The following is a 26988-nucleotide window of genomic DNA, read 5'->3' as shown; positions in this document are numbered from 1 at the left end:
GCGAACTGTGAAGGCCGCGTTGTGGGGGCGGGGTCACGACCTTCATGGGCGCTAAACGCAGCAGACGAAACTTGGTTCCGTCAGTTTTGAATTTTTTTGCAATAAAGTTCGAGCCGGTGATGCACGATCTCGTAACCGAGCGACCGGGCGATTTCTTCCTGCAGTTTTTCGATCTTATCGGAGCGAAATTCCACCACATCGCCGGAATCCATGTCGATGATATGGTCGTGATGCGCGCCGCTCGCCTGTTCAAAACGCGACGGCCCTCCGGCAAAGGCGTGGCGGTGGATAGCGCCGCGCTCTTCCAGAAGCTTCATCGTGCGATAGACGGTCGACAGCGAAATGCTGTCATCGATCTCCACCGCCCGGCGAAAAATCTCCAGCGCGTCGGGGTGATCTTCCGTTTCGGTCAATATGTTCAGGATGATCCGGCGCGGCCGCGTGATGCGGACACCTGCCTGGCGCAGTTCCTGTTCATAATCGGGTTTCTTGTACGATTCACTCATGGTTCGATTATGCACCGTCTCGCCGCCAGTTGCAATTTTTTGCAACTGGACATGCGCCGATCTCCCCAGCCGTTATCGTGAATGCGCGCGCTGATCGGGCTCGGATGCCGTCGGCTTGTCGTTCAGATGATATTGTCCCCTGCCCACGCGCACGAAAAGCGCATGGCCTTCCGGTTGATTGGCGGTGCAGTTTTCAGCAAGAAACGAGAAGTATCGGGAGTAAGGCCAGCCCGGAGCGACGCGCCGCACGTCTCGCGGCGTGAAAGGCTCGGCAAGAATGCCTTTCACCCTGACCGCATTATGGATTTGAGGATAGATATTCGACCCAATTTTCCACATGCCTGAACAATAACACCACCATACGCGGCATTCATATCCCGCAAACACGGGATGATTGCAGTTTGTTCAGGCAGGATTGGATTATGCTGGTACGCCCAAGGGGAATCGAACCCCTGTTTGCGCCGTGAGAGGGCGCCGTCCTGACCGCTAGACGATGGGCGCTTGGAGCACAAGCCGACCGGAGTAAAACCAAGCTTATGCTTGAAACACGAGAACCGGGAGCGCAGATTTGATTCAATCAAATCGAAACGCGCTCCAGGCCACATCGCTGATATAAGCGCCAAAAGGAAAAAGCGCAATCCTCGAAGACATAACAAATGGGCGGCAATCATGCCGCCCTGATCAGTTCGCCCTACTCGACATTGCCGAGCTTGATGCGGCCGATGATGCGCGACTCGCGATAATCATAGATGATGAGTTCCGTGCCGCCATCGGGCAACAGCGTTTCCAGCGAAAGCTCGTTGCCCGAAAGGCTTTGCGAAAGAAGACGGGTGCCCGGCGTCAGGTTGATCTGCGATTCGATCAGCTTCGGCGGCTCCGGCTTTGCGGGGACCGGCGCGGCCTGTCCGGGAATATCGGACCGGGCTTCGTCAACCGACGTTTCCGGCGCGCGATTGATCTTGTAGACAACGGCGACAAGCACCGCCATAAGACCGATCAGCATGACACCGATGGAGACGGCCAGAAGCCGGATCATTTTGCGGCGCACACGTTCCATGGCTGGATCAAGCGGGGGCTCGGCCTGTTCATCGGGGTAATAGCCCTGCTGATAGTCCTGATAGCCTGAATCCTGATGATTCTGGTATCTGGGATAGTGTGGATCCTGCATTCAACGACTCCGGTTCGAACTTCGCCGTGTTAAGGCGTGTGCGGGTGATAGAGCATTTTGCGGCCAAATGGAAACATTTGAGGCCGCATAAATGCGGTAAAATCTAGAGACAGGGCAGTTCTGACGATTTCGTCACGGCAGAACAGCTCTCATAAAGGAAAGACACGAGTGAAAGAGCTTACGACCGACTCCGATGCCACAGGCAAGCGTCTCGACCAGTGGCTGGCCGCAGCATTGGGGCCGGAACTCTCGCGCAGCCGCGTTCAATCCCTTATCGCCGAAGGCCATGTGACCATCAACGGCGCGCCCGCCCGTGAAGCCAAGCAGAAGCTGCGCGAAGGCATGACAATCGCCATCGTGCTGCCTGAGCCGGAGCCAGCCGAGCCGATTGCCGAGAACATACCGCTCGATATTCTTTACGAGGACGACGATCTCATCGTGATCAACAAGCCTGCCGGGCTTGTCGTTCACCCCGGCAACGGCAACTGGACGGGAACACTCGTCAATGCCCTCATATATCATTGTGGCGATAGCTTGTCGGGCATCGGCGGAATCCGCCGCCCGGGCATTGTGCATCGTCTCGACAAGGATACGAGCGGCGTCATGGTCGTTGCCAAGAACGATCTTTCGCACCGGCATCTGAGCGAACAGTTTGCCGACCATGGCCGCACCGGCGATCTGGAGCGCGCCTATCTCGCGCTCGTCTGGGGCATGACCGAACGCCCGCAGGGCTATATCGACGCGCATCTGGGGCGCTCGCATCGCGACCGCACCAAGCAGGCCGTTGTCAATGAAGAGCGGGAAGATGCCCGCCACGCCGTCACCCATTATGCCACGGTCGAAAAATTCGGGCCCCGCGAAGATGCGACCGCGCTCGCCTCGCTCGTCGAATGCCGCCTAGAGACAGGCCGGACACACCAAATCCGCGTGCACATGGCCCATATCGGCCATCCGCTTGTGGGCGACATGGACTATGGCAGCGCCTACAAGACCAAGGCCAACAAGCTGCCGGACCCCTTGAAAGAGGCCGTGCGCGGTTTCCACCGGCAGGCACTGCATGCATGGCTGCTTGCCTTCACTCATCCGTCCACCGGGGAACTGATGCGTTTTGAAGCGCCGGTGCCGGAAGATATGGAGCACCTTCTGGAAAATTTCCGCAAGCATTCTATATAATACTGGCAACTATCATGGTTGGCGAAAGAATGGATTGCTGATTAATCTCGGCTTTTCAGTATCAGGACCGGGGGCGCGGTCGCGGTGAAAGCCGCTCTCTCACAACACGCAATTCATTTCCGACGATTTCACGAAACCTTTGACCGGGAGCTGCGTTCACATTGTAGTGACAGTTTGTTTCATGAGTTAAAGGATCGTGTTTTCGCCAAAATCATGCCTATATATGGAGGCTCGCGAGAGGGAAGTGCAGGAGGCAGCCCCCGCGACAGGTTCGCCAAACGGGAACCTGAAATCATAAAGGAGGGTGCTCTATGGCCCAGATGAATCTCCCAAGCATCACGTCAGGTGACGGTGGCCTTACCCGTTATCTGGAAGAAATCCGCCGTTTTCCCATGCTTGAGCCGCAGGAAGAATATATGCTGGCCAAGCGCTATCACGAACATACCGACCCCAAGGCCGCCCACAAGCTGGTGACGAGCCATCTGCGTCTCGTGGCCAAGATCGCCATGGGTTATCGCGGCTATGGCCTGCCGATCGGTGAAGTCATTTCGGAAGGCAATGTCGGCCTCATGCAGGCCGTCAAGCGTTTCGAGCCTGAACGCGGTTTCCGTCTTGCCACCTATGCCATGTGGTGGATCAAGGCTTCGATCCAGGAATATATCCTGCGCTCGTGGAGCCTTGTGAAGATGGGGACGACCGCCAATCAGAAGCGCCTGTTCTTCAATCTGCGCAAGATGAAGAGCAAGATTCAGGCGCTCGACGACGGCGATCTCAACCCCGATCAGGTCAAGCAGATCGCGACCAAGCTCAATGTCAGCGAGGACGAAGTGGTTTCCATGAACCGCCGTCTGTCCGGTGACGCTTCGCTGAATGCGCCGCTGCGCGCTTCCGAAGGTGAATCCGGCGAATGGCAGGACTGGCTGGTCGATGACAGCAGCAGCCAGGAGCAGATCCTGATCGAGCAGGACGAACTGGAAAACCGCCGCTCCATGCTGGAACAGGCGATGGATACGCTGAACGACCGCGAACGCCGCATTTTTCAGGCCCGCCGCCTTTCGGATGACCCGATGACGCTGGAAGATCTTTCCAGCGAATTCGACATCAGCCGCGAGCGTGTGCGCCAGATCGAAGTGCGTGCGTTTGAAAAGGTGCAGGCGGCGGTCAAGGCCGCCGCTCTCAAGCAGCAGAAGGCGCTGAATCAAGTCGAGGAAGCGCACGCTTAAACAGTTGCACTATTGACCCTTTTACTGCCGCAAGATGGGAACGCCATTTTGCGGCAGTATTGTTTGGGGCAGCAAAAATGGAAACCGGTTTTGCAGGAAGGTCGGCATCAGCCCGGCAGAGTATCGCGGGGCGCCTCCTCGCCGAAACCGTCATGCAACCGATATAAAACCGTCAAACAACTGTAATGGATTGGCTTTAGGGACGAGGGCGTGTTTCACCCAAGCTTCAAGGTCATTCCATGAAAAAGCTCCTGCTCGCCGCAGCTCTCGCGCTCACCGCCGCCACTGCCGCATCTGCTTCCGACTATGTCTCCTTCCTCGATTATCCGCAGAAGGAACAGGACGGGAAGGAGTTCTTCACGGCCATCGAAATCCCGCAGGGCAGCTTCACCAAATATGAAATCGACGACAAGACCGGTCACATCGTCGTCGACCGCTATCAGTCCATGCCGGTGATCTATCCGGCCAATTACGGCTCGATCACCAGCACGCTTGCCGGTGACGGCGATCCGCTCGACGCAATCATCTATACGCGCGAGCCGATTGTTCCGGGCGCGATCATCAAGGTTCGCCCCATCGGCGTGCTCAAGATGATCGATGGCGGCGACCAGGACGACAAGATCGTCGCCGTGCCGACCACGGACATCGATCCGACCTATGACAACATCAAGGAAATCACCGACCTGTCGAAGATCGAACAGCAGCGTCTGGAAGCCTTCTTCCGCGTCTACAAGCAGTTGCCGGAAGGCCGCAAGGTCGTTGAGCTGGCTGGCTTCGACAGTGCGCAAGCCGCGCAGAACGAAGTCGCCAAGGCTATCAAGGCCTTCGCTGAAAAGAAGTAATCCCCGACTGCTCGCCAACAAAAAGGCCGCTCGAAGCGGCCTTTTTCGTTTCGTGGCGGGTTAGAGCGCATTCCGAAAAGTGTGAAACGGTTTTCGGAAAAAATGCGCGGTAAAATAAATAGTTAGAGCGCCGATCTGATCCAATCAGATCGAAACGCGCTCTAATTCGTACCCAGAACCTCGTTGAATACCTTCTCGCCCGGCACGCCTTTTTCCAGACTGATAAGCGCGCGACGGCCATTGCGGTAGGAAATCGGAATATCGATCCACTGCAAACGGCGCATCAGCGAAAGATTGGTGTCCTGCGCGGTGCGGGCGTCGTTCAGCCATACGATGAAGAAGTTGTCGCCGATCTTCGATGGCACGGCGACCAGCGGATTGCCCGCCGCCTGTTCCGTATCCTTGAAGGTGACGCGCTGCACATTATCCACCACGCCGCCGGGGAAGCCTTCCGGCACAGTGAAGACCATTTCGATCAGATGGCTCGCCGGGATGGACTGGTCCGTATTCTTGCGGATCGTCATCTTCAGCTCGACCTTGCTGGTCGGCATCGTGACCGTGGCGCGCACGGCGGGCTGGGCAGGCTGGCCGTCTTCCGGGCTTTCCTCGATCGTCGACCAGACCACATTGCCGCGCTCGACCGAATCCGACCCCGCGCCGCCGCGTTCTTCATAAAGAAGGGCCTGCTGGCCAACGGCAACGGTCTGGTTCTGTCCGGGCTGCGCGCCCGTCGGCGGATTCGTTTCGGCAGGGGCCGGGGTGGAAGCGGCGGTCGACGTGCCCTCCCCGATGCCATTCGCGCCACCGGCAGGCCCGCTATCGGTTTCGCTGCCATCCGGCATCAACCGCTGCGTCAGCTTCGGTTCGCCCGCAGGCTGCTGCGGCTGTTCCGGCTTCTGTTCGCCGCCCGTGGTCGCCGCATTGCTGTCGGCTGGCGGCGTCGTGCCTTCAGGATGTGTTTGCGTGTCCGAACCGGTCGCAGGCGCATCGCTGCGCCCAAGGCTCGATGCCAGTTCCTGAATCTTGTCCTTGTTGTTCCAGACAACGTAGCCAGCGGTTCCGAAAGCAAGAACTGCGATCAACGCGACAACCAGCCCCTTATAGGAGCGCTGTTCTTTGCGGGCCGTGCGCTCGATATATTCGCTGCGGCGGGCCTGCGCCTTTTCCTTGGCGCGGTCCAGCTTCCAGTCATCGTTGCGCTCGGCCACGAAAGCCGGTGCATCCTCATCGTCGCTGGTGCTGTCGCGACGCTCACCCCGCGGCGCGTGGGAAAATGCAGGCTCGTCGTCATCATGGGACGGGGCGCGGTCTTCCGCGGCGCGATTCGCCTCCTGCAGAAAATCATCCAGCGCATCCTCGACCGGCGGCTCCGGCACGGCGGCTGGCGGCGCATAAAAGGCTTCGACCTCGGCAATGGCGTCTTCTAGGATATTGCGCTGGCGGACAGCCACAGCCTGCGAGGCATTTGCCGTGACAAGCTTCTGCTCGATCGTGGCGCGCGCTTTCGCATAAACGCGCTGGCGCAACTCCGGCGACTTGTCCGCCTGCGCATCGATCGTCTTTTTCAGTACCGCTACAAAATCCGCCATTCCGTCTTACCCGGTTTCCGCCCGTCCAGATGAACAATAAGCACAGGATGCAATAAATGTCCCAATAATCACAATAATCAAGGGAAAGCAAAGTCTCCGGCTACGATTTAGCGAAGACTTTCAAAACGATGCGGTAAAATAGTGGCAAAAATCACCCTGTTTCGAAGCTTTGTGCAGCCGATCGCGTTCTTTGCACAACGGCCGAAACAAAATCGGAGCAGCTCTTGGCAAAGCTGCTCCGAACCTTTCGATCAGCTATTTCAGCCGGTCAGTCGTGGAACGGATCGGTGACGAGAATGGTGTCCTCGCGTTCCGGGCTGGTGGAGAGCATCGCCACCGGCGCGCCGATCAGTTCTTCGATGTGGCGGACATATTTGACCGCCTGCGCCGGAAGATCGTTCCACGAACGCGCGCCTGCGGTCGTCTCCGACCAGCCGGGCAGCGTTTCATAGATCGGCTTCACGCGCGCCTGCGCGCCCATGGAGGACGGCAGATAATCGATGCGCTTGCCATCGAGTTCATAGGCGACACAGATCTTGATTTCGTCGAGACCATCGAGAACGTCGAGCTTGGTCAGCGCGATGCCGGTGATGCCGGAGGTGCGGACCGTCTGGCGCACGATCACGGCGTCGAACCAGCCGCAGCGGCGCTTGCGGCCTGTCACCACGCCAAATTCATGGCCCTTGGTGCCGAGGAATTCGCCGATCTCGTCGTTCAGCTCGGTCGGGAACGGACCTTCGCCGACGCGCGTCGTATAGGCCTTGGTGATGCCCAGCACATAGCCGATGGCCGTCGGGCCGAGACCCGAACCGGCAGCGGCCTGACCGGCAACCGTGTTGGAGGAGGTCACGAACGGATAGGTGCCGTGGTCGTTGTCGAGCAATGCACCCTGCGCGCCTTCGAACAGGATGCGGTCGCCAGCCTTGCGGCGTTCGTCGAGCACGCGCCAGACCTGATCGATATAGGGCAGGATCTGGTCGGCAACCGAGGTCAGTTCGGTCAGAATGGTTTCGACCGCGATTTCCTCAAGACCCATGCCGCGACGCAGCAGATTGTGGTGCGCGAGCAGGCGTTCGACCTTCGGCTCCAGCGTTTCCGGCTCGGCCAGATCGATGACGCGGATGGCGCGACGGCCAACCTTGTCTTCATAGGCAGGGCCGATGCCGCGCTTGGTGGTGCCGATCTTAAGGCCCGAATTGGAGCCTTCGCGCATGGCGTCGAGATCGCGATGGATGGAGAGGATGAGCGGTGCATTTTCGGCAATGCGCAGCACGTCCGGATTGATGTCGATGCCCTGCGCGCGCAGCTTCTCGACTTCCGCGACGAAATGATGCGGATCGACAACGACGCCATTGCCGATGACGCTGAGCTTGCCCCGCACGAGGCCGGATGGCAGCAGCGAAAGCTTGTAGCTGATGCCGTCGATGACCAGCGTATGACCTGCGTTATGCCCGCCCTGGTAGCGCACGATGACATCGGCGCGTTCGGACAGCCAGTCAACGATCTTACCCTTGCCCTCGTCGCCCCATTGCGACCCGACGACAACCACATTTGCCATTGAAGAAACTCCTTGGCTTCTATTTGAAAATCCAAGGATCAAAGCGGCCCGGTCATCGCCATCAAGGGCAACGGGGTGCTGATCCCTCGTCTCTATACAGATTGAAACCGGATTACGCGACTCTTTCGTGCAAGAAATTCGCGATTTTTGAACACCTCTTGAACGAAGGGCGCTTGGGGTCGGTAGAGATTCAGTCTCTGGGGAGGCGAAAATGATGATCTTTGAGAACCGGCGCGCAACATACGCCAAGCATAGTCCCGAAAAGTTGCAGACTTTTCGGACAAGACTATGTGCCTAGGAAATCGACGTGAGCACCGGAAGCGAAAAATCGCGCCATTTGCAGCCCGCCAGAAGCGGAATATCCGCGAGTTTTTTTAACGCACATCTGATCCGAAAACCGGTTCCCACTTTTCGGGATGTGCTCTAGCCGGCGCGGACCATATAGAGCGCATCCTCCGAATAGCTTTTCAGCTTTTCTTCAAGCGCCGGAAGGTCGCGGACGACAAAGCCCTTCTTTTCCCAAAAACCCTGCGAGCCATTGACGGCAACGAGAGACATGGTGACGAAGCCGTCGCGTTCGGCTTGCGTCGCCATCAGTTCGACGACGCGGGTCGCCGCCCCGCTGGAGCGGGCTTCGGGCAGAAGCGCGATATCGTGGATGTAGTAGGTGTTGGTATCTTCCGGCAGTTCGCCCAGAACGGCGTTGAGAGCGGGAACCGTATCGAGCTTCCATGGGTGGCTGACGCCATAGCCCAAAACCTCGTTCTCGCGGGCCAGCACGAAGCAGCCTGCCGGATAGAGCTTGAAGCGGTCCCGGAAGACCGCTTCATCTTCGAAGAAATCGAGATGGACAACATTGGCAACCGCAGTCACGCCCGCAATATCCTGCTCGTGCATGCGCCGCCATTCCGGCTGTACCATCTCTTCAACCATGTTCTCAAACTTCTCCGACGTTGAACTCAAGCGGTGTTGCCGCCTTGATTGCCTCCTGAGCCGTCAGTTCGTCAAGTGCCGCCTGTGGAATCTGTTCATCCACATAGAGCATGGCAATCGCGTCGCCACCCGGATGGTCGCGTCCGAGCGAGAAGTTTGCGATGTTGATATTGTGCTTGCCGCAGATCGTGCCGAGCAGACCGATCATGCCCGGAACGTCCTTGTTGGTGACGTAAAGCATGTGCGGGCCGACCTCGGCGTCGAGATTGATTCCCTTGATCTGGATGAAGCGCGGCTTGCCGTCGGAGAAGCAGGTGCCCGCGATGGAGCGCTCGCGCAGCGTCGTCTTCACCGTCAGCTTGATATAGCCATCGAAAATGCCGGACTTGTCGCGCTTGACTTCCGAGACGATGATGCCGCGCTCCTTCACCATGATCGGCGCGGAAACCATGTTGACGTCGGCAACCTGCGGACGGATGAGACCGGCCAGCGCCGCACTCAGGAGCGCGCGCGTGTTCATGGTGGCGGTGGCGCCATCGAACAGCACTTCCACTTCCTGGATCGGCTCGTCCGTGACCTGGCCGACGAAAGCGCCAAGCACATCGGCAAGTTTCACGAACGGCTTCAGGCGCGGCGCTTCCTCAGCCGTGATCGACGGCATGTTGATGGCATTGGAAACGGCGCCCTTCACCAGATAGTCCGACATCTGTTCGGCCACCTGAAGCGCGACATTTTCCTGCGCTTCCGCCGTCGACGCGCCGAGATGCGGCGTGCAGACGACATTGGGCAGCGAGAAAAGTTCGTTCTCGGTCGCCGGTTCCGTTTCGTAGACGTCGATACCGGCACCCGCCACATGGCCGGATTTCAGCGCCGCCACCAGATCCTTTTCCACGATCAGGCCGCCGCGCGCGCAATTGACGATGCGCACGCCCGGCTTGGTCTTGGCGAGATTTTCCGCGTTGATGATATGCCGCGTCTTGTCGGTCAATGGCGTGTGCAGCGTGATGAAATCGGCACGCGCCAGCAATTCGTCCAGCTCGACCTTTTCCACGCCCAGTTCCTGCGCACGGGCTTCGGACAGGAACGGATCGAAGGCCACCACATGCATTTTCAGGCCGATGGCGCGGGTCGCGACAATCGAACCGATATTGCCGCAGCCGACGACGCCCAGCGTCTTGCCGGTGATTTCCACGCCCATGAAGCGGTTCTTTTCCCACTTGCCTGCACGGGTGGATGTGTCGGCCTCCGGCAATTGGCGGGCGACAGCGAACATCAGCGCGATGGCGTGTTCGGCGGTGGTGATCGAATTGCCGAACGGCGTGTTCATGACGATGATACCGCGGCGCGAAGCCGCCGGAATATCGACATTGTCGACGCCGATACCGGCGCGACCGACCACCTTGAGCTTCTTGGCGGCGGCGATCAGCTTTTCCGTGACCTTGGTGGCCGAGCGGATCGCCAGACCGTCATAATCGCCGATGACTTCGAGAAGCTTTTCCTTGTCCTTGCCGAGATCAGGCAGGTAATCGACTTCCACGCCGCGATCCTTGAAAATCTGGACGGCAGTGGGCGAAAGCTTATCGGATACGAGAACGCGAGGTGCCATTGAGGCCTCCTTCAAACATTTTCAAACCATGCATTTCCTGTGATGACGCAGACCGTTCTCATTCAGGAAATGCGCTGTAATGGGGGAATGCGGACCGTGGCCGCCCCAACGCGGACCACGGCGTCATGCATGAAATGCTCAGGCAGCAGCTTTCAGCGCAGCCTTTTGCGTTGCAAAAGCCCAATCCAGCCAATGCGTCAGCGCTTCCAGATCGGAAGCTTCCACCGTCGCACCGGCCCAGATGCGCAGGCCCGAAGGCGCGTCGCGATAGGCGCCGATATCATAGGCAACGCCTTCCTTATCGAGCGCGGTGACGATGCCCTTGGCGAAAGCGGCCTGCGCGTCGGCTGACAGGGCAGTGACTTCCGGGTCGACAATCGTCAGGCAGACGGAGGTGTTAGAGCGCGTTTCCGGCTTCACGGCCAGATTGGCGATCCACGGCGTCCTTTCCACGAAATCGTTCAGGACAGCGAAATTGGCGTCGGCACGCGCAACCAGCGCATCGAGGCCGCCGAGCGATTTCGCCCATTTCAGCGCGTCGAGATAGTCTTCCACGCAGAGCATGGACGGCGTGTTGATGGTTTCGCCGACAAAAATGCCTTCGATCAGCTTACCGCCGGAAGTCATGCGGAAAATCTTGGGCAGCGGCCATGCAGGCTTGTAGCTTTCCAGCCGCTCGACAGCACGCGGAGACAGGATCAGGATGCCATGCGCGCCCTCGCCGCCCAGCACCTTCTGCCAGGAGAAGGTGACGACATCGAGTTTCGGGAAATCAAGGCGCTGCGCGAAAGCGGCAGAGGTCGCATCGCAGAAGGTCAGGCCCTTGCGGTCAGCGGGAATGAAATCACCGTTCGGGACGCGCGCGCCCGATGTGGTGCCGTTCCAGGTGAAGACCACGTCGCGGTCGAAATCGACTTGGCTGAAATCGACAATCTCGCCGTAAGGCGCCTCGAAGGTGCGCACATCTTCGAGCTTGAGCTGCTTCGTTACGTCCGTCACCCAGCCCGAACCAAAGCTTTCCCACGCGACCATATCGACGCCGCGCGCGCCGAGCATGGACCACAGCGCCATTTCGACAGCGCCGGTGTCGGATGCGGGAACAATGCCGATGCGGTAATCGGCAGGCACCTGCAACACTTCGCGGGTAAGGTCGATGGCTTCTTTCAGCTTGGTCTTGCCGATTTTCGCGCGGTGCGAACGGCCAAGCGCCGCATCGACCAGCGCATTCAGCGACCAGCCGGGACGTTTTGCACAGGGACCGGATGAAAAATTAGGATTAGCCGGGCGAACTGCCGGCTTCGCAATCGTCGTCATGTTGTTTCTATCCTCTCAGATAGCACGCGTCTCGTTGGGGAGACGTGGCCCACTTACCGGGATAGCCGAAAGCGCATTCTTCCTCAATACACCATTCGTGGAATATTTTTACCCAGCTCGCCCGGATTGCTCCGGGCGAGTGGAATTTCGTTATCGCGTCGCCGTCTGCGTTTCCGACGGCTCTTCTTCCATGCGCGCATAGTAGCTTGCAATCAGCGCGCCGGAGATATTGTGCCACACGCTGAAAACGGCGCTCGGCACCGCCGCCAGCGGCGAGAAATGCGCATTGGCGAGCGCAGCGCCAAGGCCGCTGTTCTGCATGCCGACCTCAATGCTGATCGCCTTGCGCTTGGCAAGCGACAGCCCCGCAAAACGCGCCGCAAAATAGCCGAGCAGCAGCCCACAGCAATTGTGCAGCACCACGACCGCGAAAATCAGCAGGCCGGACTGGGCGATGGCCGCCTTGTTGACCGCGACCACGGCGGCGACGATCAAAACGATACCGATGACCGAGACGAGCGGCAGCATGGGCACCGCAGCCTTGACCACGCCCGGCACCAGCTTCTGGAGAATGAAGCCCAGCGCCAGCGGCACAAGGATCACCTTCACGATGCTGATGAACATGCTCATCGCATCGACTGGCAGATACTGGCTGGCGAAGAACCAGACGAGGAAAGGCGTGACCAGCGGCGCCAGCAGCGTGGTGACGCTGGTGCAGGCGACGCTGAGCGCCACATCGCCCTTCGACAGATAGGTCATGACGTTGGAAGCCGTGCCGCCGGGGCAGCAGCCGACAAGGATCACGCCCGCCGCCACTTCCGGCGACATGGGAATGATGCGCGTCAGCAACACGGCAAGAAGCGGCATGATGATGAACTGCGCCAGCACGCCGATGGCGACATCGAAAGGCCGCTTGGCGACTTCGGCAAAATCCTTGCCGGAAATGGTCAGGCCCATGCCGAACATGATGATGCCGAGCAGGACCACGATCCATGGCGCAAAAACGCTGAATGTGGAGGGCAGCAGGAAGCCCAGAACGGCAAAGACAATGACCCAGACCGCGAAGGTGCGGCCGACGAAATCCGATAGTGCAGCGATTGCTTTCATAACCCTCCCCTTTTCAGGACACGTTTTCGACGCATTCGTTCACCTGTAAGGATTTGGGCCGTATATGAAAACCAAAAATTCGCCAGACCTGAAACAATAACTGCAAGGCGGGCCGAAAGACCAATTCTCGATGAGACTTGGTCTTACCAGGTCGTGAAGCGCACGCCGGCACGCAATTGATGGGACCGGATGTCCTTGTCGCTCAGCGTGCCCCCTGCCGAACTTGCAATATCGGCACCCTCGATGACCCCATAGCGATAGCCCACATCGAGCTTGATATTGGATGTCACATCGATGCCCACACCCGCCATCAGCGCCCAGGCAAGACGATAATCATCGTCCGATTTGTATTCGCCATAGGCCGTATCGATGGAGTAGCGCACATTGGCAAAGCCGAGACCGGCGCCCAGATAAGGCGTGAAGCCGTAATAATTGCCGATATCGACATATGCATTGGCCATCATGTCCCAGCTGCGCACATCGATGTCATAGTCGTCGAAGCTCTGTTTGGAATAGCCGAACGTCACGTCGCCGCGCAGATTATCCGTGAACTGATAGCCGACGCCGATGGAGGGCACGACATTCTTGTCCAGGTCAAAACTCTCGGACGCGCTCCCGAAAGGTGTCTCCACCTGAAGTCGGGCCTTGGAGGAGATGTTGTAGCCGATATCGCCGCGCAGATACCAGCCCGACCCGACCTCTACCGGCTGTTGCGCCGCAGCGCCCGGCTCATAGCTGATCATATCGAGATCGGCGGCAAAAGACTGCGACGCAACGCATAGTCCGGCCAGCAAAGCAGCCGACGAACAGAAAGCACGCCATTGCATGGACATGATGAAACCCCCGCTTATGAATGTATCATCATGTATGAATGAACATGGTTAAGATCACATAAATATAGGGATATGTTTACTGTATTTCTAAACGAAAAAAGGCCCGGATAACCGGGCCTTTTTTCGTTTCGGGATTTGCTTTTTACTTGTAAACTGGACTGTCCACGATGGTCGAGACCTGCTGCGGGGCATAGACGGGAGCCGCGCCGCCGAACATGTAACGCAGGCCGACACGCACATCGTGAATGTCCATGCCCTTGTCGTAACCATCGCCGAGACCGTATTTGCCGTCGAACATCTTGCCGCCATTGACATGGCGATATCGATAACCGGCATCCAGCTTCAGGTTATGCGTGAGATCGACCGACGCGCCCGCCATGAGGGCGTAGGTGAAACGCCAGTTGGCATCGCCGGGCAAGGCGCCGCCATTCGTTGTATCGACAAGGTCTGCCCATTTGATGCGCGTGCCGCCGATACCCGCGCCGACATAAGGCGTGACGCCGCCGAAATTGCCGAGATCGACATAGGCATTGGCGAGGAGGGACAAGGCCGACAGATGGCTTTCATCGCGCTCGCTGGTGAATTTTGCGCGCGTCATATAATCGAGCGTGAAATCCGTGCGGAAATAGTCCGTCACCTGATAGCCAATACCGCCGCCGATCAGGAAGGAACCCTTGAGATCACCGCCCTTGATGTCCTTTTTGTCGACGAAAGTAGTTTCATTGCCGCATGGGTCACATGCACTGCCGACAACCGAATAGTTCGCGCCTTTGAATTTATTCCACGAATAACCGATGTCGCCGCGCAGATACCAGCCGCCAACGGCAGGCGGAGCGACAACGACTTCCGGCACTTCCGGAACTGGCTCGATAATGTCGGCGGCCAGCGCGACGGGCGCCAAGACCGTGAGGGCAACCGATGCCGCCACACCGGCAAAAAGAGTTTTCGTAAGACTTTTCATAGGTCTGCCCCATCGAAGATTCGCGCCGCCAAAAGCGGCGGGTACGGATGTTTGAGGGGAAGACTATGCGGTAAAAGTTAAATACAACTTAACCTTGTTTTTTTACCATATTCATTAATATTTGCTAATATACAGAAGACAATCCAAACAAAAAGCGCGGGACAGAACCCGCGCCTTTGCTGAAACTGCGCTGTAGGCGATCAGGCCGCAGCGCTGCCTTCAGACGAGATCACGTCGATGATGTCGTTGACGACCTTTTCCACCAGACCTCGGTCGTCGCCTTCCGCCATGACGCGGATGAGCGGCTCCGTGCCGGACGGACGGATAACCAGACGGCCCTGCACGCCAAGGCGCTCGGTGGCCTCATCAATCGCGCTCTTCACGCGCTTGTTTTCCAGCGGCTTGCCGCCAGCGGTGCGCACATTCTTCAAAAGCTGCGGTACCGGATCGAACTTGCGGCAGACTTCGCTGATCGGCCTGCCCTGCTCCTGCGCGACCGCAAGAATTTGCAGCGCGGAAATCAGGCCGTCGCCCGTCGTCGCAAAATCGGACAGGACGATATGGCCGGACTGCTCGCCGCCGACATTGAAGCCATGCTCGCGCATATGCTCGACCACATAGCGGTCGCCCACCTTGGTGCGGGCCAGCGTCAGGTGACGGTCGGCAAGGAAACGCTCCAGTCCCAGATTGGACATGACGGTCGCCACGATGCCGCCGCCTTCGAGCCGGTCGGTAGCAGCCCAGCTTTCGGCAATCACAGCCATCAGCTGGTCGCCATCGATGACGGTGCCGTTTTCATCGACCAGCAACACGCGATCCGCATCGCCGTCGAGCGCGATGCCGACATCGGCGCGCACTTCGTGAACCTTCTTCATCAGGCCGATCGGGTGCGTCGAACCGCAATCCTCATTGATGTTGATGCCGTTCGGCTCGTTGTTGATGGTGATGACTTCCGCGCCCAGTTCCCACAGGGCGGCAGGGGCAACCTTGTAGCCCGCGCCATTGGCGCAATCGACAACGACGCGCAAACCGTTCAGGTCGATGTTGCGCGGCAACGTGCGCTTGGCGAATTCGATATAGCGATAGATGTCGCCATCGACGCGCTTGGCGCGGCCGACATCGCCATGGCTGGCGAGATATGGGGTCAGATCGCCTTCGATCATTGCCTCGATCTTCAGTTCGATCTCATCGGAAAGCTTGTATCCATCCGGGCCGAAAAGCTTGATGCCGTTATCGTAGAATGGATTGTGCGACGCGGAGATCATCACGCCGATATCGGCGCGCAGCGAGCGGCAAAGCATCGCAACGGCAGGCGTGGGGATCGGTCCGAGCAGGAACACATCCATGCCAGCGGCGGTGAAACCGGCCACCAGCGCGTTTTCAAGCATATAGCCCGAACGGCGCGTATCCTTGCCGATCACCACGCGCGAAACGTGACCCTTGCGGCGGAAGATGTGGCCAACCGCCATGCCGACTTTCATGGCGATTTCCGGGGTCATCGGAAAGCTGTTTGCCTGTCCGCGAATGCCATCGGTTCCAAAATATTTGCGTGCCATCTGTTTCGCCTTGCGCTGAGCCATGAACCGCTCTCTATGTCTTCCAATATATATGCCGCCTGAACTTGCAGGCAAACAATTGCTGTCGGCTGACCGGACAGCGGATTTTCGCTGTTCTTAACGCAAAAACCCTTACGAATGCAATTTCGCCTTTGGCAGAAGGTTCAACGCTCCCGAACCCAAAGTCGTAAGCTGGTGCAATATGATGCGCCGAAATCCTTAACGAGCCTTTGCGCCAAGGCCCCACAAAGCTGGATAACAAGAAAGCCGGGACAAGCCCGGCTTTCTCTGTTCACTTTCGAGCAGCTTATTGCGGCTGCGGCTCCATGCCCGGTTCGCTGCCGGGTTCACTGCCCTTGCGCTTGCGCGGGCTTCCGGCCTTCGGCACGCCCGAACCGCGCGACGGCGTATCGCTGCCCTGATCGCGCGATGGCTTGTTGCCCGCAATCAGTTCCTTGATCTCGTCGCCGGAGAGCGTTTCATATTCGAGCAGGCCTTCGGCAAGCGCGATCCAGTCCTTCTTCTTCTTGGTCAGGATGCGGGTCGCCTCGGCATAGGCCTCGTCGATCAGGCGGCGCACTTCGGCATCGATGATCTGCGCGGTCTCTTCCGAAATATTCTGCGTGCGGGACACCGAATGGCCAAGGAAGACTTCTTCCTGATTGTCGCCATAGGCCACGCGGCCAAGCTTGTCGGAATAGCCCCACTGCGTCACCATCGAACGGGCGAGCTTGGTGGCCTGCTGAATATCGGAGGAAGCACCGGAGGTGATGTTTTCCTTGCCGAATTTCAGCTCTTCCGCCACGCGACCGCCCATCATGATGGCAAGACGCGACACCATCCAGGTATAGGTGGCCGAATAACGATCACCTTCGGGAAGCTGCATCACCATGCCGAGCGCACGACCGCGCGGAATGATCGTTGCCTTGTGCACAGGGTCGGCCTTCGGCACGTTGAGCGCAACGATGGCGTGGCCTGCCTCGTGATAGGCCGTATTGGCCTTTTCTTCCTGCGTCATGGCGGAGCGGCGTTCCGCGCCCATCATGATCTTGTCCTTGGCGTCCTCGAATTCCTGCATGGTCACCAGACGCTTGTTGCGGCGTGCGGCCATGAGGGCAGCTTCGTTGACGAGGTTGGCGAGATCGGCACCGGAGAAGCCCGGCGTGCCGCGTGCGACAACCTTGAGATCGACATTGGGAGCAAGCGGCACATTGCGCACATGCACTTTGAGAATCTGTTCGCGACCGACGATATCCGGGTTCGGCACAACGACCTGACGGTCGAAACGGCCCGGACGCAGAAGTGCCGGATCGAGAACGTCAGGACGGTTGGTCGCCGCGATCAGGATGATCGATTCGTTGGCTTCAAAACCGTCCATCTCGACCAGAAGCTGGTTGAGCGTCTGTTCGCGTTCGTCATTGCCGCCGCCGAGACCGGCGCCGCGATGACGGCCGACCGCATCGATTTCGTCGATGAAGATGATGCAGGGCGCGTTTTTCTTGGCCTGCTCGAACATGTCGCGGACGCGGCTTGCGCCAACACCGACAAACATTTCAACGAAGTCAGAACCGGAAATGGTGAAGAACGGCACATTGGCTTCACCTGCAACGGAACGCGCCAGAAGCGTCTTACCGGTGCCGGGAGGGCCAACGAGCAGCACGCCGCGCGGAATCTTGCCGCCCAGACGCTGGAACTTCTGCGGATCGCGCAGGAATTCGACGATTTCCTCAAGGTCCTGCTTGGCTTCATCCACGCCGGCGACGTCCTGGAAAGTCACGCGGCCATGCGCTTCGGTCAAAAGCTTGGCCTTCGACTTGCCAAAGCCCATCGCACCGCGCGAGCCGCCCTGCATCTGGCGCATGAAGAAAATCCACACGCCGAGGATCAGGATCATCGGCAGCCACGACAGGAGAATGCCAATCAGCGAGCTGGAACCGTCAGTTTCAGGGCGCGCGGTGATCGCGACGTCCTTGCCTTCGAGGCGCGAGACGAGACCCGTATCGCCCGGCGAATAGGTCTGGAAGGTCGAACCATTGTCGGCAAAAGTACCGGTGATCCGCTGGCCGGTGATCGTCACCGATTTCACGCGACCATTGGATACGTCGTCAATAAATTGCGAATAGGAAACTTCACGGGAATTGGAGCGCTGACCTGGGCTTTGGAACAGGTTGAACAGCGCGATCAAAAGAAGAGCAATGATCGCCCACAGGGCGAAGTTGCGATAGTTCGGATTCATATCGGGTCCAATCGATACCACGGCCATTCCGCGGGCACGGAACGATGTTGCAGTCTAACATAGGATCGAAGGATGGCCTTGCCAAGGCGCGTTTGACCCCGCATCCTCGATTCTTCGCACTCTGGTTTATAAAAAGAGCATTTCCCGCAAAAGTGCGAAGCGCCTGCGCGGGGAAATCAGTCCACTGGACTGATTTCTTATCCCGCTTCGATGCGCAGGATAATGCGTCAAAGCAAGGTTGGGGCTGTTCCCGGCGATTCTGTTGAATCGGGAACTGCTCTAGGACATTTCCGCACAGACGCGCCCGATACGAGCTTCAACGGCCCTTGCAAGGTCGAAATCATGTCCCGGCAACACGTGATCGAAAATCGCAAAATGCCGTTCGATATGAATGTCTTGCGGAACATTTCCATCCGGCAGGAACGGCAAGGCAAAAAGCCCGCCATCCCTGTAAAGGGCTGGCGAAACCAGCAGGGCCTCACGTTTACGAGATTCGATCTCGATGTTCCGCGCCTTGAGGAAATCGATCAGCTCCTGCCGTCCCGGCGCAGCGATCTCGAAACGGATTGAGCCTTCATTCGAGAAACGGAAGCGCCCATCCCAGACGATCGGCTTGCCCGGCTCCAAGGGGAGCTTGGGGAGGTTACGTTTTTCGCGACGAAACCGGTGCGGCGAGCCGTCCGCGCCGCGCTCGATCAGCGCGCCGAAAACAGTCAGACGATGATGGTCATCCTCTCCCGAAAGAACCCGTTCGATGCGGGAGCGCTCGCTGTCGCCCGGCAGGAAACGGCGCCCCCCGGCAATGGCCGCCAGCAATCCGGAGAACAGCCGCCGCGCATTGTCGGCAAGCCCCGCAAAAAGCGGCGGATGGACCTGCAAGGTCCCGTTCGCATCGACGCGCAGGCTGGCCGGATCGGATAGCACGGCAATCAGCGCCGCATTGTCGCGCTCGCGCGCGGCTCCAGCTTCGGCAATCTGGTCGAGAACCGCCTGCCGGTCGGCCACCGCGGCAATACCCAGACGAATCCGCGGCCGTTCATATTGTGTGTTCGCATTGCTGGGGTCGTCGACCCACTGGATGCCCCTGCCCCGCAATTCATCCCGCAACGCCGTGCGGGACACGGAAAGCAGCGGGCGGTCAAGCTCGATGGAGCCGTCTAGTCCCATGCCTTCCAGCCATGAGCGTGAGGACATCGCCGCAAGCCCTCGCGCCTCGGCATGGGCGCTGCGCTCCTTGCGCATGAGAAAGGTTTCGATCTGGTCGTCCTCGGTATGGCCGGTTGCGATAATGCCCGCACCTGCCTCATGCGCGGCCTGCACCAGCAGCCGATAGCGCGCCGTGCGCGCCGCAGCGGCAATCCCGCTGGCAGGCTTCGCCTCATCCCAGACGAGAACCCGGTGCTCAATCCCGTATTGCCGGCAGAGCCGTCCAACATTCCGGGCTTCGGCCTCCGATTCGGCACGCAGACGATGATCCACCGTCACGGCGATCAGCCGGGGTGGTTTCTGAAGCGTCGCCAGATAATCCCGAAGGAGAAAAAGCAGGCCGAGAGAATCGCTGCCGCCCGAAACGGCGGCGATAACGGCCTTGACCCGCTCAAATCCAAATGGCTGGAATAATCTGGAAATATTGGCCGGGCTAAGCCCCACGAAATAACTCCGTCATTAGAGCATTTCCAGCAAAAGTGCGAAGCGGTTTTGCGTAGGATAATGCGTAAAAACAAATGGATAGAGCGGTTCGAGGCCTGTGTTTCAGCAGAACCGCTTTAGCATTTTGCGCGGCTGCGCTCGTCGGCAACGCGTTTCAATATGGCGGGCGCCGCCTTGGGGTAACGCTCGGGGATCTGCCTGAAGGTGGCGCAGGCAACATCGCGATTATCCATCTTTTCCAGCGTCATGCCGAGCTTGAACATGTTTTCCGGCGCACGCTTCGAATCGGGATAGTCGCGTTGCGTATCGATGAAAACCGTTGCGGCTTCCGGATAACGCCCCTGACCGTAAAGGGTTTCTCCGAGCCAGAAACGGGCTTCCGCCGTCATCGGATCGGCCGGATAACGCTTCACATGCTCGCGAAAGCCGGTTTCTGCCGCCTTGTAGTCGCCCGACATCAGATATTGATAGGATGCCTGATAGAGCGAATTGGGATTATCGTCGGTTGGAAGCGATGCAACCGCATCGCCTGCTGCCGTTCCGCCTGCGGCGGTTCCCGGTGCTGCGCCCGGCTGTACCGTGCGCGGCGTGGCGTCGAGTGTTTCGCCGATTACATTGCCATTGGCGTCGAAGCGGATGGAGCCCAGCGTTTGCGGCGGTTCGCCACGTGCCGGTCCACCCTGTGCGGGCGCATTCGAACCAATAGCCATGGAATCGGCGCCAGAAGACTGGCTGGCCGCCGTCTGCGAAGCGCCTTCGGAAACCCCGCCATCGAGGTTTCCGCTGTTGCCCTGATCCGGATCGGCAGCGGCCAGCGACGTATCGCCGCCAGCCTGCTGAACATCCGTATCGGCGCGCTTGCCGGTTTCCAGAAACTGGAAGCGGTTTTCGTTTGCTTCCTGCATCTTCTGCATCTGATCCTGCATTTCGAGTATCTGGAAGTTCATGGCTTCCGCGCGCGCACTCAGCGCCTCGGCGATCCCGGCGGGATTGCCCATGCCCTGCGCGCACAGATCAGCCCCCGGCGATGCCGCAACGGGCGCGGGTTGGGACCCACCGCCGGAAGCAGGCGAGGTAACGCCATTCTTCTTTTCCAGTTCTTCAAACCGGAACTCATTGTCTTCCTGCGTCTTTTGCAGCTGATTGTCGGTGAACGAAATCTGGGCGTCCACATCCTCGACCTTGCCGGTCAGGTTGCGCACCAGTTCCTGCTGCAAGCCGGGGCTCTGATAGCCGCCACCTTGCCCGCCGCCGCTGCCATTATCCCGCATGGCTTCGTCGAGAATTGCCGTCGAGCCGACGCTGACGTGTTTCTGCGCGCCGCCGCGACCCTTTTCCAATGCCTGGAAACGAGCTTCATTGTCGCGCTGGATTTTGAGCATCTTGTCGCGCAGCTGCAAGATGCGTGCATATGACTGGGCATTTTGATGCGCCAGATTGCAGACCTGCTGCGAAAACTGATCCCCGCCGGGAGCACCTGCCTGCGCGAGCTGAATTTCCCCTTGCGAAGAAACAGATGCCGCCAGAGCCGGAGCACTCGCCAAAAGCGGCAGCATGGCAATTGCCAGTGTCACTTTCCTCATTGGTTTCCTCATTCCTTTGCCCCTGCAAATTCACCCATCCGGTTCATGCGAACTGGATGATGGAGTGCCGCGCCTGAACAGACGCTGAATGCGTTTGCCGCACGATCAGCTCCGCTTTTAGAGCATTTCCAGCAAAAGTGCGAAGCGGTTTTGCGCCGCAAAATGCGAAAAGCGAAGGCATCCTGACGCTCACTATGACAGGGGTGACTTCGGCCAAAGTTTGTCAAAGCGCCCAAACAAGCGCCCCAACACGAAAAAAGCGGCCCGAAAGCCGCTTTTCCGTAACACTGTCAGGTGTTCGCAGATTAGCTGCCCGCACCGTTGAGAACGGTGACGGCGCGGCGGTTCTGCGACCAGCACGAGTCGGCATCGCAGACTGCGACCGGGCGTTCGTTGCCGTAGGAGATGGTGCGCATGCGGTTGGTCGGCACGCCGCGCGAAGCGAGGAAGTCGCGGGTGGCGGCTGCACGGCGCTGGCCGAGAGCGAGGTTGTATTCACGCGTACCGCGTTCGTCGGCATGGCCTTCGATCGTGATCGAGTACTGCGGATAACGCTGCAGCCACTGGGCCTGCTTGGAAAGCGTCTGCTGCGCATCGCCGCGGATCAGCGAAGAATCGAGATCGAAGAAGATGCGGTCGCCGACATTGACGGTGAAGTCCTGCGCGGAGCCGGGCGTTGCCGCGCCTGCACCACCGAGGCCAAGATCGCCGGCATTGTTCGGAAGGTTCTTCTTGGACGCACAGCCGGCAACGGCGAGCGACATGAAAAGGGCAATAGCGATCGGGCTACGTGCAATCGACTGGATACGGCGCATGGGCCGGAGCTCCTTAAGATTTGATGTTCCTGCGTAACCCCCCAATAATCATATTGAGGTTAAGACAGGCTCAAGAAGTATGGTTAATGAATTCCTGCTGTCCCAGCCCTTGGCGGCAAAATGCGGCAGAAACACGGCTTTCGGGCAAGGATTGTGGCAAATTTAGCATTTCCAGCAAAACTGCGAAGCGCCTGCGCGGGGAAATCAGTCCACTGGACTGATTTCTGATCCCGCTTCGATACGTGAGGAGAATGCGATAAAACAACAAAGCGGTTCCCCGATTCCGGTTCAACGTGAGCCGCTCCATGCATAAAAAAGGCGCGAAACCGAAGCTTCGCGCCTTCAACTTTGGCAACGCTTTGCGCAAATCTATTCGAGCAGCGGCGACCATGCCGGGTCGGACGAGAAGTTCGGCGTCTGGATCTGGCGTTCGTTGCGGCCGGTCAGGTCGATGGTGAAGAGTTTCGGGCCACCGGCACCGGCCGCCTTGCGGAAGAACATCAGAACGCGGCCGTTCGGTGCCCAGGTCGGACCTTCATTGTGGAAGCCGGAGGTCAAGAGGCGTTCGCCCGAGCCGTCCGTCTTCATCACGCCGATGGAGAACTGACCCTGCGACTGCTTGGTGAAGGCGATGAGATCGCCGCGCGGAGACCAGACCGGCGTGTTATAGCTGCCGTCGCCCATCGAGATGCGGCGCGGATTGGAGCCATCGGCACCCATGACATAAAGCTGCGGACGCCCGCCCCGGTCGGAGGAGAAAACGATCTGCGAACCGTCCGGCGAATAGGACGCGCTCGTATCGATCGCCTGGCTGTTGGTCAGGCGGGTGGTCGAACGATTGCGCAGGTCCATCGAATAGATATTGGCGCTGCCGTCGTCCTGAAGCAGGCTCATCACGACCTTCTGGCCATCCGGCGAGAAGCGCGGGGCAATCGTCATGCCGGGGAAGTTGCCGACAAGCTCACGCTGGCCCGTTTCGAGCTGCAGCAGATACACTTTCGGCGAGCCGCCTTCATACGACATATAGGTGACTTCCTGACGGTTCGGCGAGAAACGCGGCGTCAGCGAAATGGAGCGGCCGTCCGAAATGTAACGCACATTGGCGCCATCCTGATCCATGATGGCCAGACGCTTCACGCGCTTCTGTGCCGGGCCGGATTCATCAACGAAAACGACGCGCGTATCGAAATAGCCCTTTTCACCGGTCAGGCGCTCATAGATGGCGTCAGCGATGATGTGCGCGACGCGGCGCCAGTTGTCCGGCGTGGTGAAGAACTGCTGGCCGATCATCTGCTGGCCGCCGAACGTATCCCACAGGCGGAACTCGGCCTTGAGACGGCCATCCGGCTGCTTGGTGATGCGGCCCGTGACAAGCGCCTGCGCGTTGATGACCTTCCAGTCCTCGAAACGCGGAGCCGCGTCGGGATTGGAAATCTTCTCGATGAAGGCGCCCTTGTCGATCGGCGCGAACAGGCCAGACCGCTCAAGATCGGCCGCGATGACCGAGGTGATATTCGGCCCAAGCTGGTCGGCCGAAAGGAAATCGGTGATGGCGATCGGCAGCGGCTCGATCACACCCTTGTTGATGTTGATTTCCACGACGGCGCGCGCCGGCATGGTGCAGACAAGGCTTGCGGCAATCATACACGCGAAAGCCGAAAAGACCGTCCGGATCTTTGTATTGATGATGCCGATTTTCATGTCTTCTGGGACCTCTTTGTCCTTGGCAAGTAAGTTTGGTTGGCGACCGGAAACCCGGTCAGAACATTTCGCTCGGGTCGAAATTGACGATCACTTCCGACCATGAATCATATTTGTCGACTGGCAGATTGTACGGTGCGCAGCGTGCGACAGCGCGCTTGGCGCTCTCGGCTGCTGCACGACCCACACCATCACCGCCGCCGCCCGATGTCACTTCCGGAACGCCCTGAATGGAGCCATCCTGGTTGAGCTTCATCTTGACGGTCACGACCAGTCCCGGCGCGTCCGCCACACCGGCGGGAACGTTCCAGCACTTCGAAATCGCACCGCGCAGCGCGTCCATTTCGCTCTGGCTGAGCTTGGAGCCGCCGGTATTCTTCTTGCCGCCCAGCGATGCCTGATCGGTGGAACGCTTGGCGCCGCCACCGGACGCCTTCTGCTTGTTGAGAAGGGCTGCAACCTCATCGGCAATCGCATCATTCTTCGACTGCGAAGTCTGCGAGGCGCTCTGCGTCTTCTTCTTTTCTTCCGGCTGCTTGCGCTCGTTGGTCTTGGCCGTCTGCGCCTGCGGCGGTTTCGGCTTTGCCTCCGGTGCAGGCACCTTGTCCGGCAGCTTCGGCGCCTCGGCATCCGGTGCTTCAGCCTGCTTTTCGATGGCCTCGGCGACCGGATCAGGCTTCACTTCCTGCTTCGGTTCGGGTTTGGTCTGAACTTCGGTCGCGGGAACCGGCGTCGGCTTTTCCTCGGGCTTCGGTTCCGGCTTGGGATCAGGCTTCGGCTCCGGCTTTTTCACCGGTTCCGGCTGCGCCTTCGGCTCCTCAGCCGCCTCAATCGGTTTCGCCTTTGGGTCGGGCTTCGGGGGCGTCGTGGTGTCCACGTCCTGATCGCCGACATTCTGGGCGTCGGGAACGGTTTGCGGCTTCGTCGTCGGGATCGGCGCGGATTTTTCCTTCATGGGCGCTTTTTTGTCGCCCTGCTGGATTTGGGTTATCGACTCGATCGGTACGATATCGACCGGAAATGACTCCGAATCCTGCACGTCGAAAGCCTTCGGCGAGGAAAACGAAACCACTGCCAGCGCAACCGCAACGGCATGCAAGGCAACAGAAGATGTCAGGCCAGCCTTCATGATGGCGTCAGCTATCCTGCTCCTGGAGGGTCACAAGGCCGATATTCTTGAAACCGGCGGCGGAAATGCGGGCCATGACTTTCATGACGGTGCCGTAATCGGCAGCCTTGTCACCGCGCACGAAAATGCGCTCCTCATAGCCCGTCTTGGCGATGGCCTGGAGTTTCGGCACCACTTCTTCGATGGGGATTTCGGTTTCCTGCAGATAGATCTTGCCCTCGCTGTTGACCGAAACGGTGATCGGCTGCGTGTCGGCATTCATGGCCTTGGCCTGCGTATCGGGCAGGTCAATCGGCACGCCAACCGTCAGAAGCGGCGCGGAAACCATGAAGATGATGAGGAGAACGAGCATCACGTCGACGAACGGCGTCACGTTGATTTCGCTCATGAGCGCCTTCTTGCGGCCGCGCCTGCGGCGTCCGCCCGACTGCATTCCCTGATTTCCGACCGACATGCCCATTGCAAGATTCCCGAAGGCTGAAACTACACTCGATGCTTGATGCCGCTTAATTACGCGGCGTCAGCTTCTCATCAATTTGGCGCGACAGTATGGCGGAAAACTCGTCCGCAAAACCTTCCAGCCGCCCGCCGATCTTGCCCGCATCCGCAGACAGCTTGTTGTAGGCGATAACGGCAGGAATAGCGGCGAGAAGGCCGATGGCCGTCGCCAGAAGCGCTTCGGCGATACCCGGCGCAACGACGGCAAGGCTGGTATTCTTGGAAGCGGCGATGGCCTGAAACGAGGTCATGATGCCGACAACCGTGCCGAACAGGCCGATGAAGGGAGCAGCAGAACCGATGGTCGCCAGAAAGCCCAGTCGCGATTCCAGCTTTTCGCTTTCACGCGCCAGCGCGACATCCATGGCCTTGTCGATACGCATCTGAAGACCGATAGGGGAGCGGGCGCCCTTTTCGAATGACTTCTTCCACTCGCGCATCGCGGCCATGAAGATGGATGCCATGCCGGTGGTGCGGCGTTCGCCGAGATTGCGATAAAGTTCTTCCAGCGACTGGCCGGACCAGAACGTCTGCTCGAAGCGATCAATCGCGCGCCGCGCCCGTCCGTAGGCAATCGTCTTGTCCACGATGATAGCCCAGGTCCAGATCGAGGCAAACAACAGGCCAAGCATAACCAGCTTGACGACCCAGTTCGCCTGCATGAACAGGCCCCAGAGGGTAACATCGGCGGCGGGGGCCGCTAACGCAACATTTTCCATCGATCTACCGTCCTCGAATCCAAACGCCCGGCCACTTGACCGGGCGGTATCGCAAATCCGTTACCCAGCGTCTGAAAACAGACACTCTAACCTTGCGCAGCTTTTCAACGTGAAGCCGTACCTGCCCGACGAGCGGCCGACACTTCGCACCGCAACCGCCATCCCGGATTTCAACTTTAAATCCATCAGGCGCTTGTTACGGTTAATTTTGGTGAAAGGAAGGCGCTGCGCTTCAAGCCAGCCTCTCAACCGATTCCGTCAGGGTGATTAATGGGATATTATGGTTAA

Annotated in this window: 23 protein-coding genes and 1 tRNA gene; 3 read left to right on the top strand and 21 right to left on the bottom strand. The window is 58.9% G+C overall.

Going from position 1 to position 26988, the window contains the following annotated elements; genetic code table 11:
• Window positions 1-80 precede the first annotated feature (80 nt).
• The 4 genes from AC0TNJ_RS08370 to AC0TNJ_RS08355 all read right to left on the bottom strand — a co-directional run bounded on the left by AC0TNJ_RS08370 (window position 81) and on the right by AC0TNJ_RS08355 (window position 1674).
• Entirely contained in the window at window positions 81-506 is a 426-nt protein-coding gene (locus AC0TNJ_RS08370; RefSeq protein WP_122000405.1) for a ferric uptake regulation protein, read from the bottom strand.
• Between the two features lie 72 nt (window positions 507-578).
• Window positions 579-845, bottom strand: coding sequence for a hypothetical protein (locus AC0TNJ_RS08365; RefSeq protein ID WP_473770811.1), 267 nt, complete (start codon window positions 843-845; stop codon window positions 579-581).
• An 87-nt stretch (window positions 846-932) separates the two neighbouring features.
• Window positions 933-1007 (bottom strand) — tRNA-Glu (locus AC0TNJ_RS08360).
• Between the two features lie 190 nt (window positions 1008-1197).
• Window positions 1198-1674, bottom strand: coding sequence for a hypothetical protein (locus AC0TNJ_RS08355; protein WP_473770810.1), 477 nt, complete (start codon window positions 1672-1674; stop codon window positions 1198-1200).
• 168 nt (window positions 1675-1842) lie between these two features.
• Here AC0TNJ_RS08355 and AC0TNJ_RS08350 point away from each other — a divergent pair, with 168 nt between their 5' ends.
• From AC0TNJ_RS08350 to AC0TNJ_RS08340, 3 genes are all read left to right on the top strand, one after another.
• Entirely contained in the window at window positions 1843-2847 is a 1005-nt protein-coding gene (locus AC0TNJ_RS08350) for an RluA family pseudouridine synthase (protein WP_473767317.1), read from the top strand.
• A gap of 311 nt (window positions 2848-3158) precedes the next feature.
• A complete protein-coding gene (gene rpoH / locus AC0TNJ_RS08345) occupies window positions 3159-4070 on the top strand; it encodes an RNA polymerase sigma factor RpoH (RefSeq protein WP_473770809.1) in 912 nt (303 codons plus the stop codon).
• Between the two features lie 239 nt (window positions 4071-4309).
• Window positions 4310-4912, top strand: coding sequence for an inorganic diphosphatase (locus AC0TNJ_RS08340; RefSeq protein ID WP_473770808.1), 603 nt, complete (start codon window positions 4310-4312; stop codon window positions 4910-4912).
• Window positions 4913-5073: 161 nt separating this feature from the next.
• Here AC0TNJ_RS08340 and AC0TNJ_RS08335 read toward each other — a convergent pair whose 3' ends face one another.
• From AC0TNJ_RS08335 to tolQ, 17 genes are all read right to left on the bottom strand, one after another.
• Window positions 5074-6501, bottom strand: coding sequence for a transcriptional regulator (locus AC0TNJ_RS08335; protein WP_473770807.1), 1428 nt, complete (start codon window positions 6499-6501; stop codon window positions 5074-5076).
• Between the two features lie 268 nt (window positions 6502-6769).
• Window positions 6770-8059 carry an adenylosuccinate synthase gene (locus AC0TNJ_RS08330; RefSeq protein WP_122000353.1) on the bottom strand — a complete coding sequence of 430 codons (1290 nt, stop codon included), beginning with the start codon at window positions 8057-8059 and terminating at the stop codon, window positions 6770-6772.
• A 423-nt stretch (window positions 8060-8482) separates the two neighbouring features.
• Window positions 8483-8992, bottom strand: a complete 510-nt coding sequence (locus tag AC0TNJ_RS08325) for a GNAT family N-acetyltransferase (protein WP_473767319.1) — start codon at window positions 8990-8992, stop codon at window positions 8483-8485.
• 4 nt (window positions 8993-8996) lie between these two features.
• Window positions 8997-10598 carry a phosphoglycerate dehydrogenase gene (gene serA, locus AC0TNJ_RS08320; RefSeq protein ID WP_122000350.1) on the bottom strand — a complete coding sequence of 534 codons (1602 nt, stop codon included), beginning with the start codon at window positions 10596-10598 and terminating at the stop codon, window positions 8997-8999.
• 138 nt (window positions 10599-10736) lie between these two features.
• Entirely contained in the window at window positions 10737-11912 is a 1176-nt protein-coding gene (locus AC0TNJ_RS08315) for a phosphoserine transaminase (protein WP_473770806.1), read from the bottom strand.
• A 150-nt stretch (window positions 11913-12062) separates the two neighbouring features.
• The gene (locus AC0TNJ_RS08310; protein WP_122000348.1) at window positions 12063-13019 is read right to left on the bottom strand and encodes a bile acid:sodium symporter family protein; all 957 of its coding nucleotides are present in this window, start codon (window positions 13017-13019) and stop codon (window positions 12063-12065) included.
• Window positions 13020-13162: 143 nt separating this feature from the next.
• The gene (locus AC0TNJ_RS08305) at window positions 13163-13852 is read right to left on the bottom strand and encodes an outer membrane protein (RefSeq protein WP_473770805.1); all 690 of its coding nucleotides are present in this window, start codon (window positions 13850-13852) and stop codon (window positions 13163-13165) included.
• A 142-nt stretch (window positions 13853-13994) separates the two neighbouring features.
• On the bottom strand, window positions 13995-14813 hold the full coding sequence (locus AC0TNJ_RS08300; RefSeq protein ID WP_122000346.1) for an outer membrane protein: 819 nt from the start codon (window positions 14811-14813) through the stop codon (window positions 13995-13997).
• Between the two features lie 200 nt (window positions 14814-15013).
• Window positions 15014-16369 (bottom strand): phosphoglucosamine mutase, encoded by a 1356-nt coding sequence (glmM, locus tag AC0TNJ_RS08295; RefSeq protein ID WP_473770837.1) that lies wholly within the window; start codon window positions 16367-16369, stop codon window positions 15014-15016.
• 307 nt (window positions 16370-16676) lie between these two features.
• Window positions 16677-18605 carry an ATP-dependent zinc metalloprotease FtsH gene (ftsH, locus tag AC0TNJ_RS08290; RefSeq protein WP_122000345.1) on the bottom strand — a complete coding sequence of 643 codons (1929 nt, stop codon included), beginning with the start codon at window positions 18603-18605 and terminating at the stop codon, window positions 16677-16679.
• A 279-nt stretch (window positions 18606-18884) separates the two neighbouring features.
• Window positions 18885-20255 (bottom strand): tRNA lysidine(34) synthetase TilS, encoded by a 1371-nt coding sequence (gene tilS / locus AC0TNJ_RS08285; protein ID WP_473770804.1) that lies wholly within the window; start codon window positions 20253-20255, stop codon window positions 18885-18887.
• Between the two features lie 116 nt (window positions 20256-20371).
• Window positions 20372-21850: a tol-pal system protein YbgF gene (ybgF, locus tag AC0TNJ_RS08280; RefSeq protein ID WP_473770803.1), complete on the bottom strand. Its 1479-nt coding sequence runs from the start codon at window positions 21848-21850 to the stop codon at window positions 20372-20374.
• A gap of 293 nt (window positions 21851-22143) precedes the next feature.
• Complete coding sequence (gene pal / locus AC0TNJ_RS08275; RefSeq protein ID WP_122000341.1) at window positions 22144-22653, bottom strand: peptidoglycan-associated lipoprotein Pal; 510 nt, start codon at window positions 22651-22653, stop codon at window positions 22144-22146.
• Between the two features lie 369 nt (window positions 22654-23022).
• Window positions 23023-24354 carry a Tol-Pal system beta propeller repeat protein TolB gene (gene tolB / locus AC0TNJ_RS08270; RefSeq protein ID WP_122000339.1) on the bottom strand — a complete coding sequence of 444 codons (1332 nt, stop codon included), beginning with the start codon at window positions 24352-24354 and terminating at the stop codon, window positions 23023-23025.
• Window positions 24355-24412: 58 nt separating this feature from the next.
• Window positions 24413-25483, bottom strand: a complete 1071-nt coding sequence (locus tag AC0TNJ_RS08265) for a hypothetical protein (protein WP_122000338.1) — start codon at window positions 25481-25483, stop codon at window positions 24413-24415.
• A gap of 7 nt (window positions 25484-25490) precedes the next feature.
• Complete coding sequence (gene tolR, locus AC0TNJ_RS08260) at window positions 25491-25943, bottom strand: protein TolR (RefSeq protein WP_006467713.1); 453 nt, start codon at window positions 25941-25943, stop codon at window positions 25491-25493.
• Window positions 25944-25989: 46 nt separating this feature from the next.
• Window positions 25990-26700: a protein TolQ gene (tolQ, locus tag AC0TNJ_RS08255; protein ID WP_121983322.1), complete on the bottom strand. Its 711-nt coding sequence runs from the start codon at window positions 26698-26700 to the stop codon at window positions 25990-25992.
• Between the last annotated feature and the right edge of the window lie 288 nt (window positions 26701-26988).

The organism is Ochrobactrum sp. PL_is483, assembly GCF_055816855.1.
The sequence above is the reverse complement of the archived record's forward strand: the minus strand, read 5'-3'. Positions and strand labels throughout refer to the sequence as shown.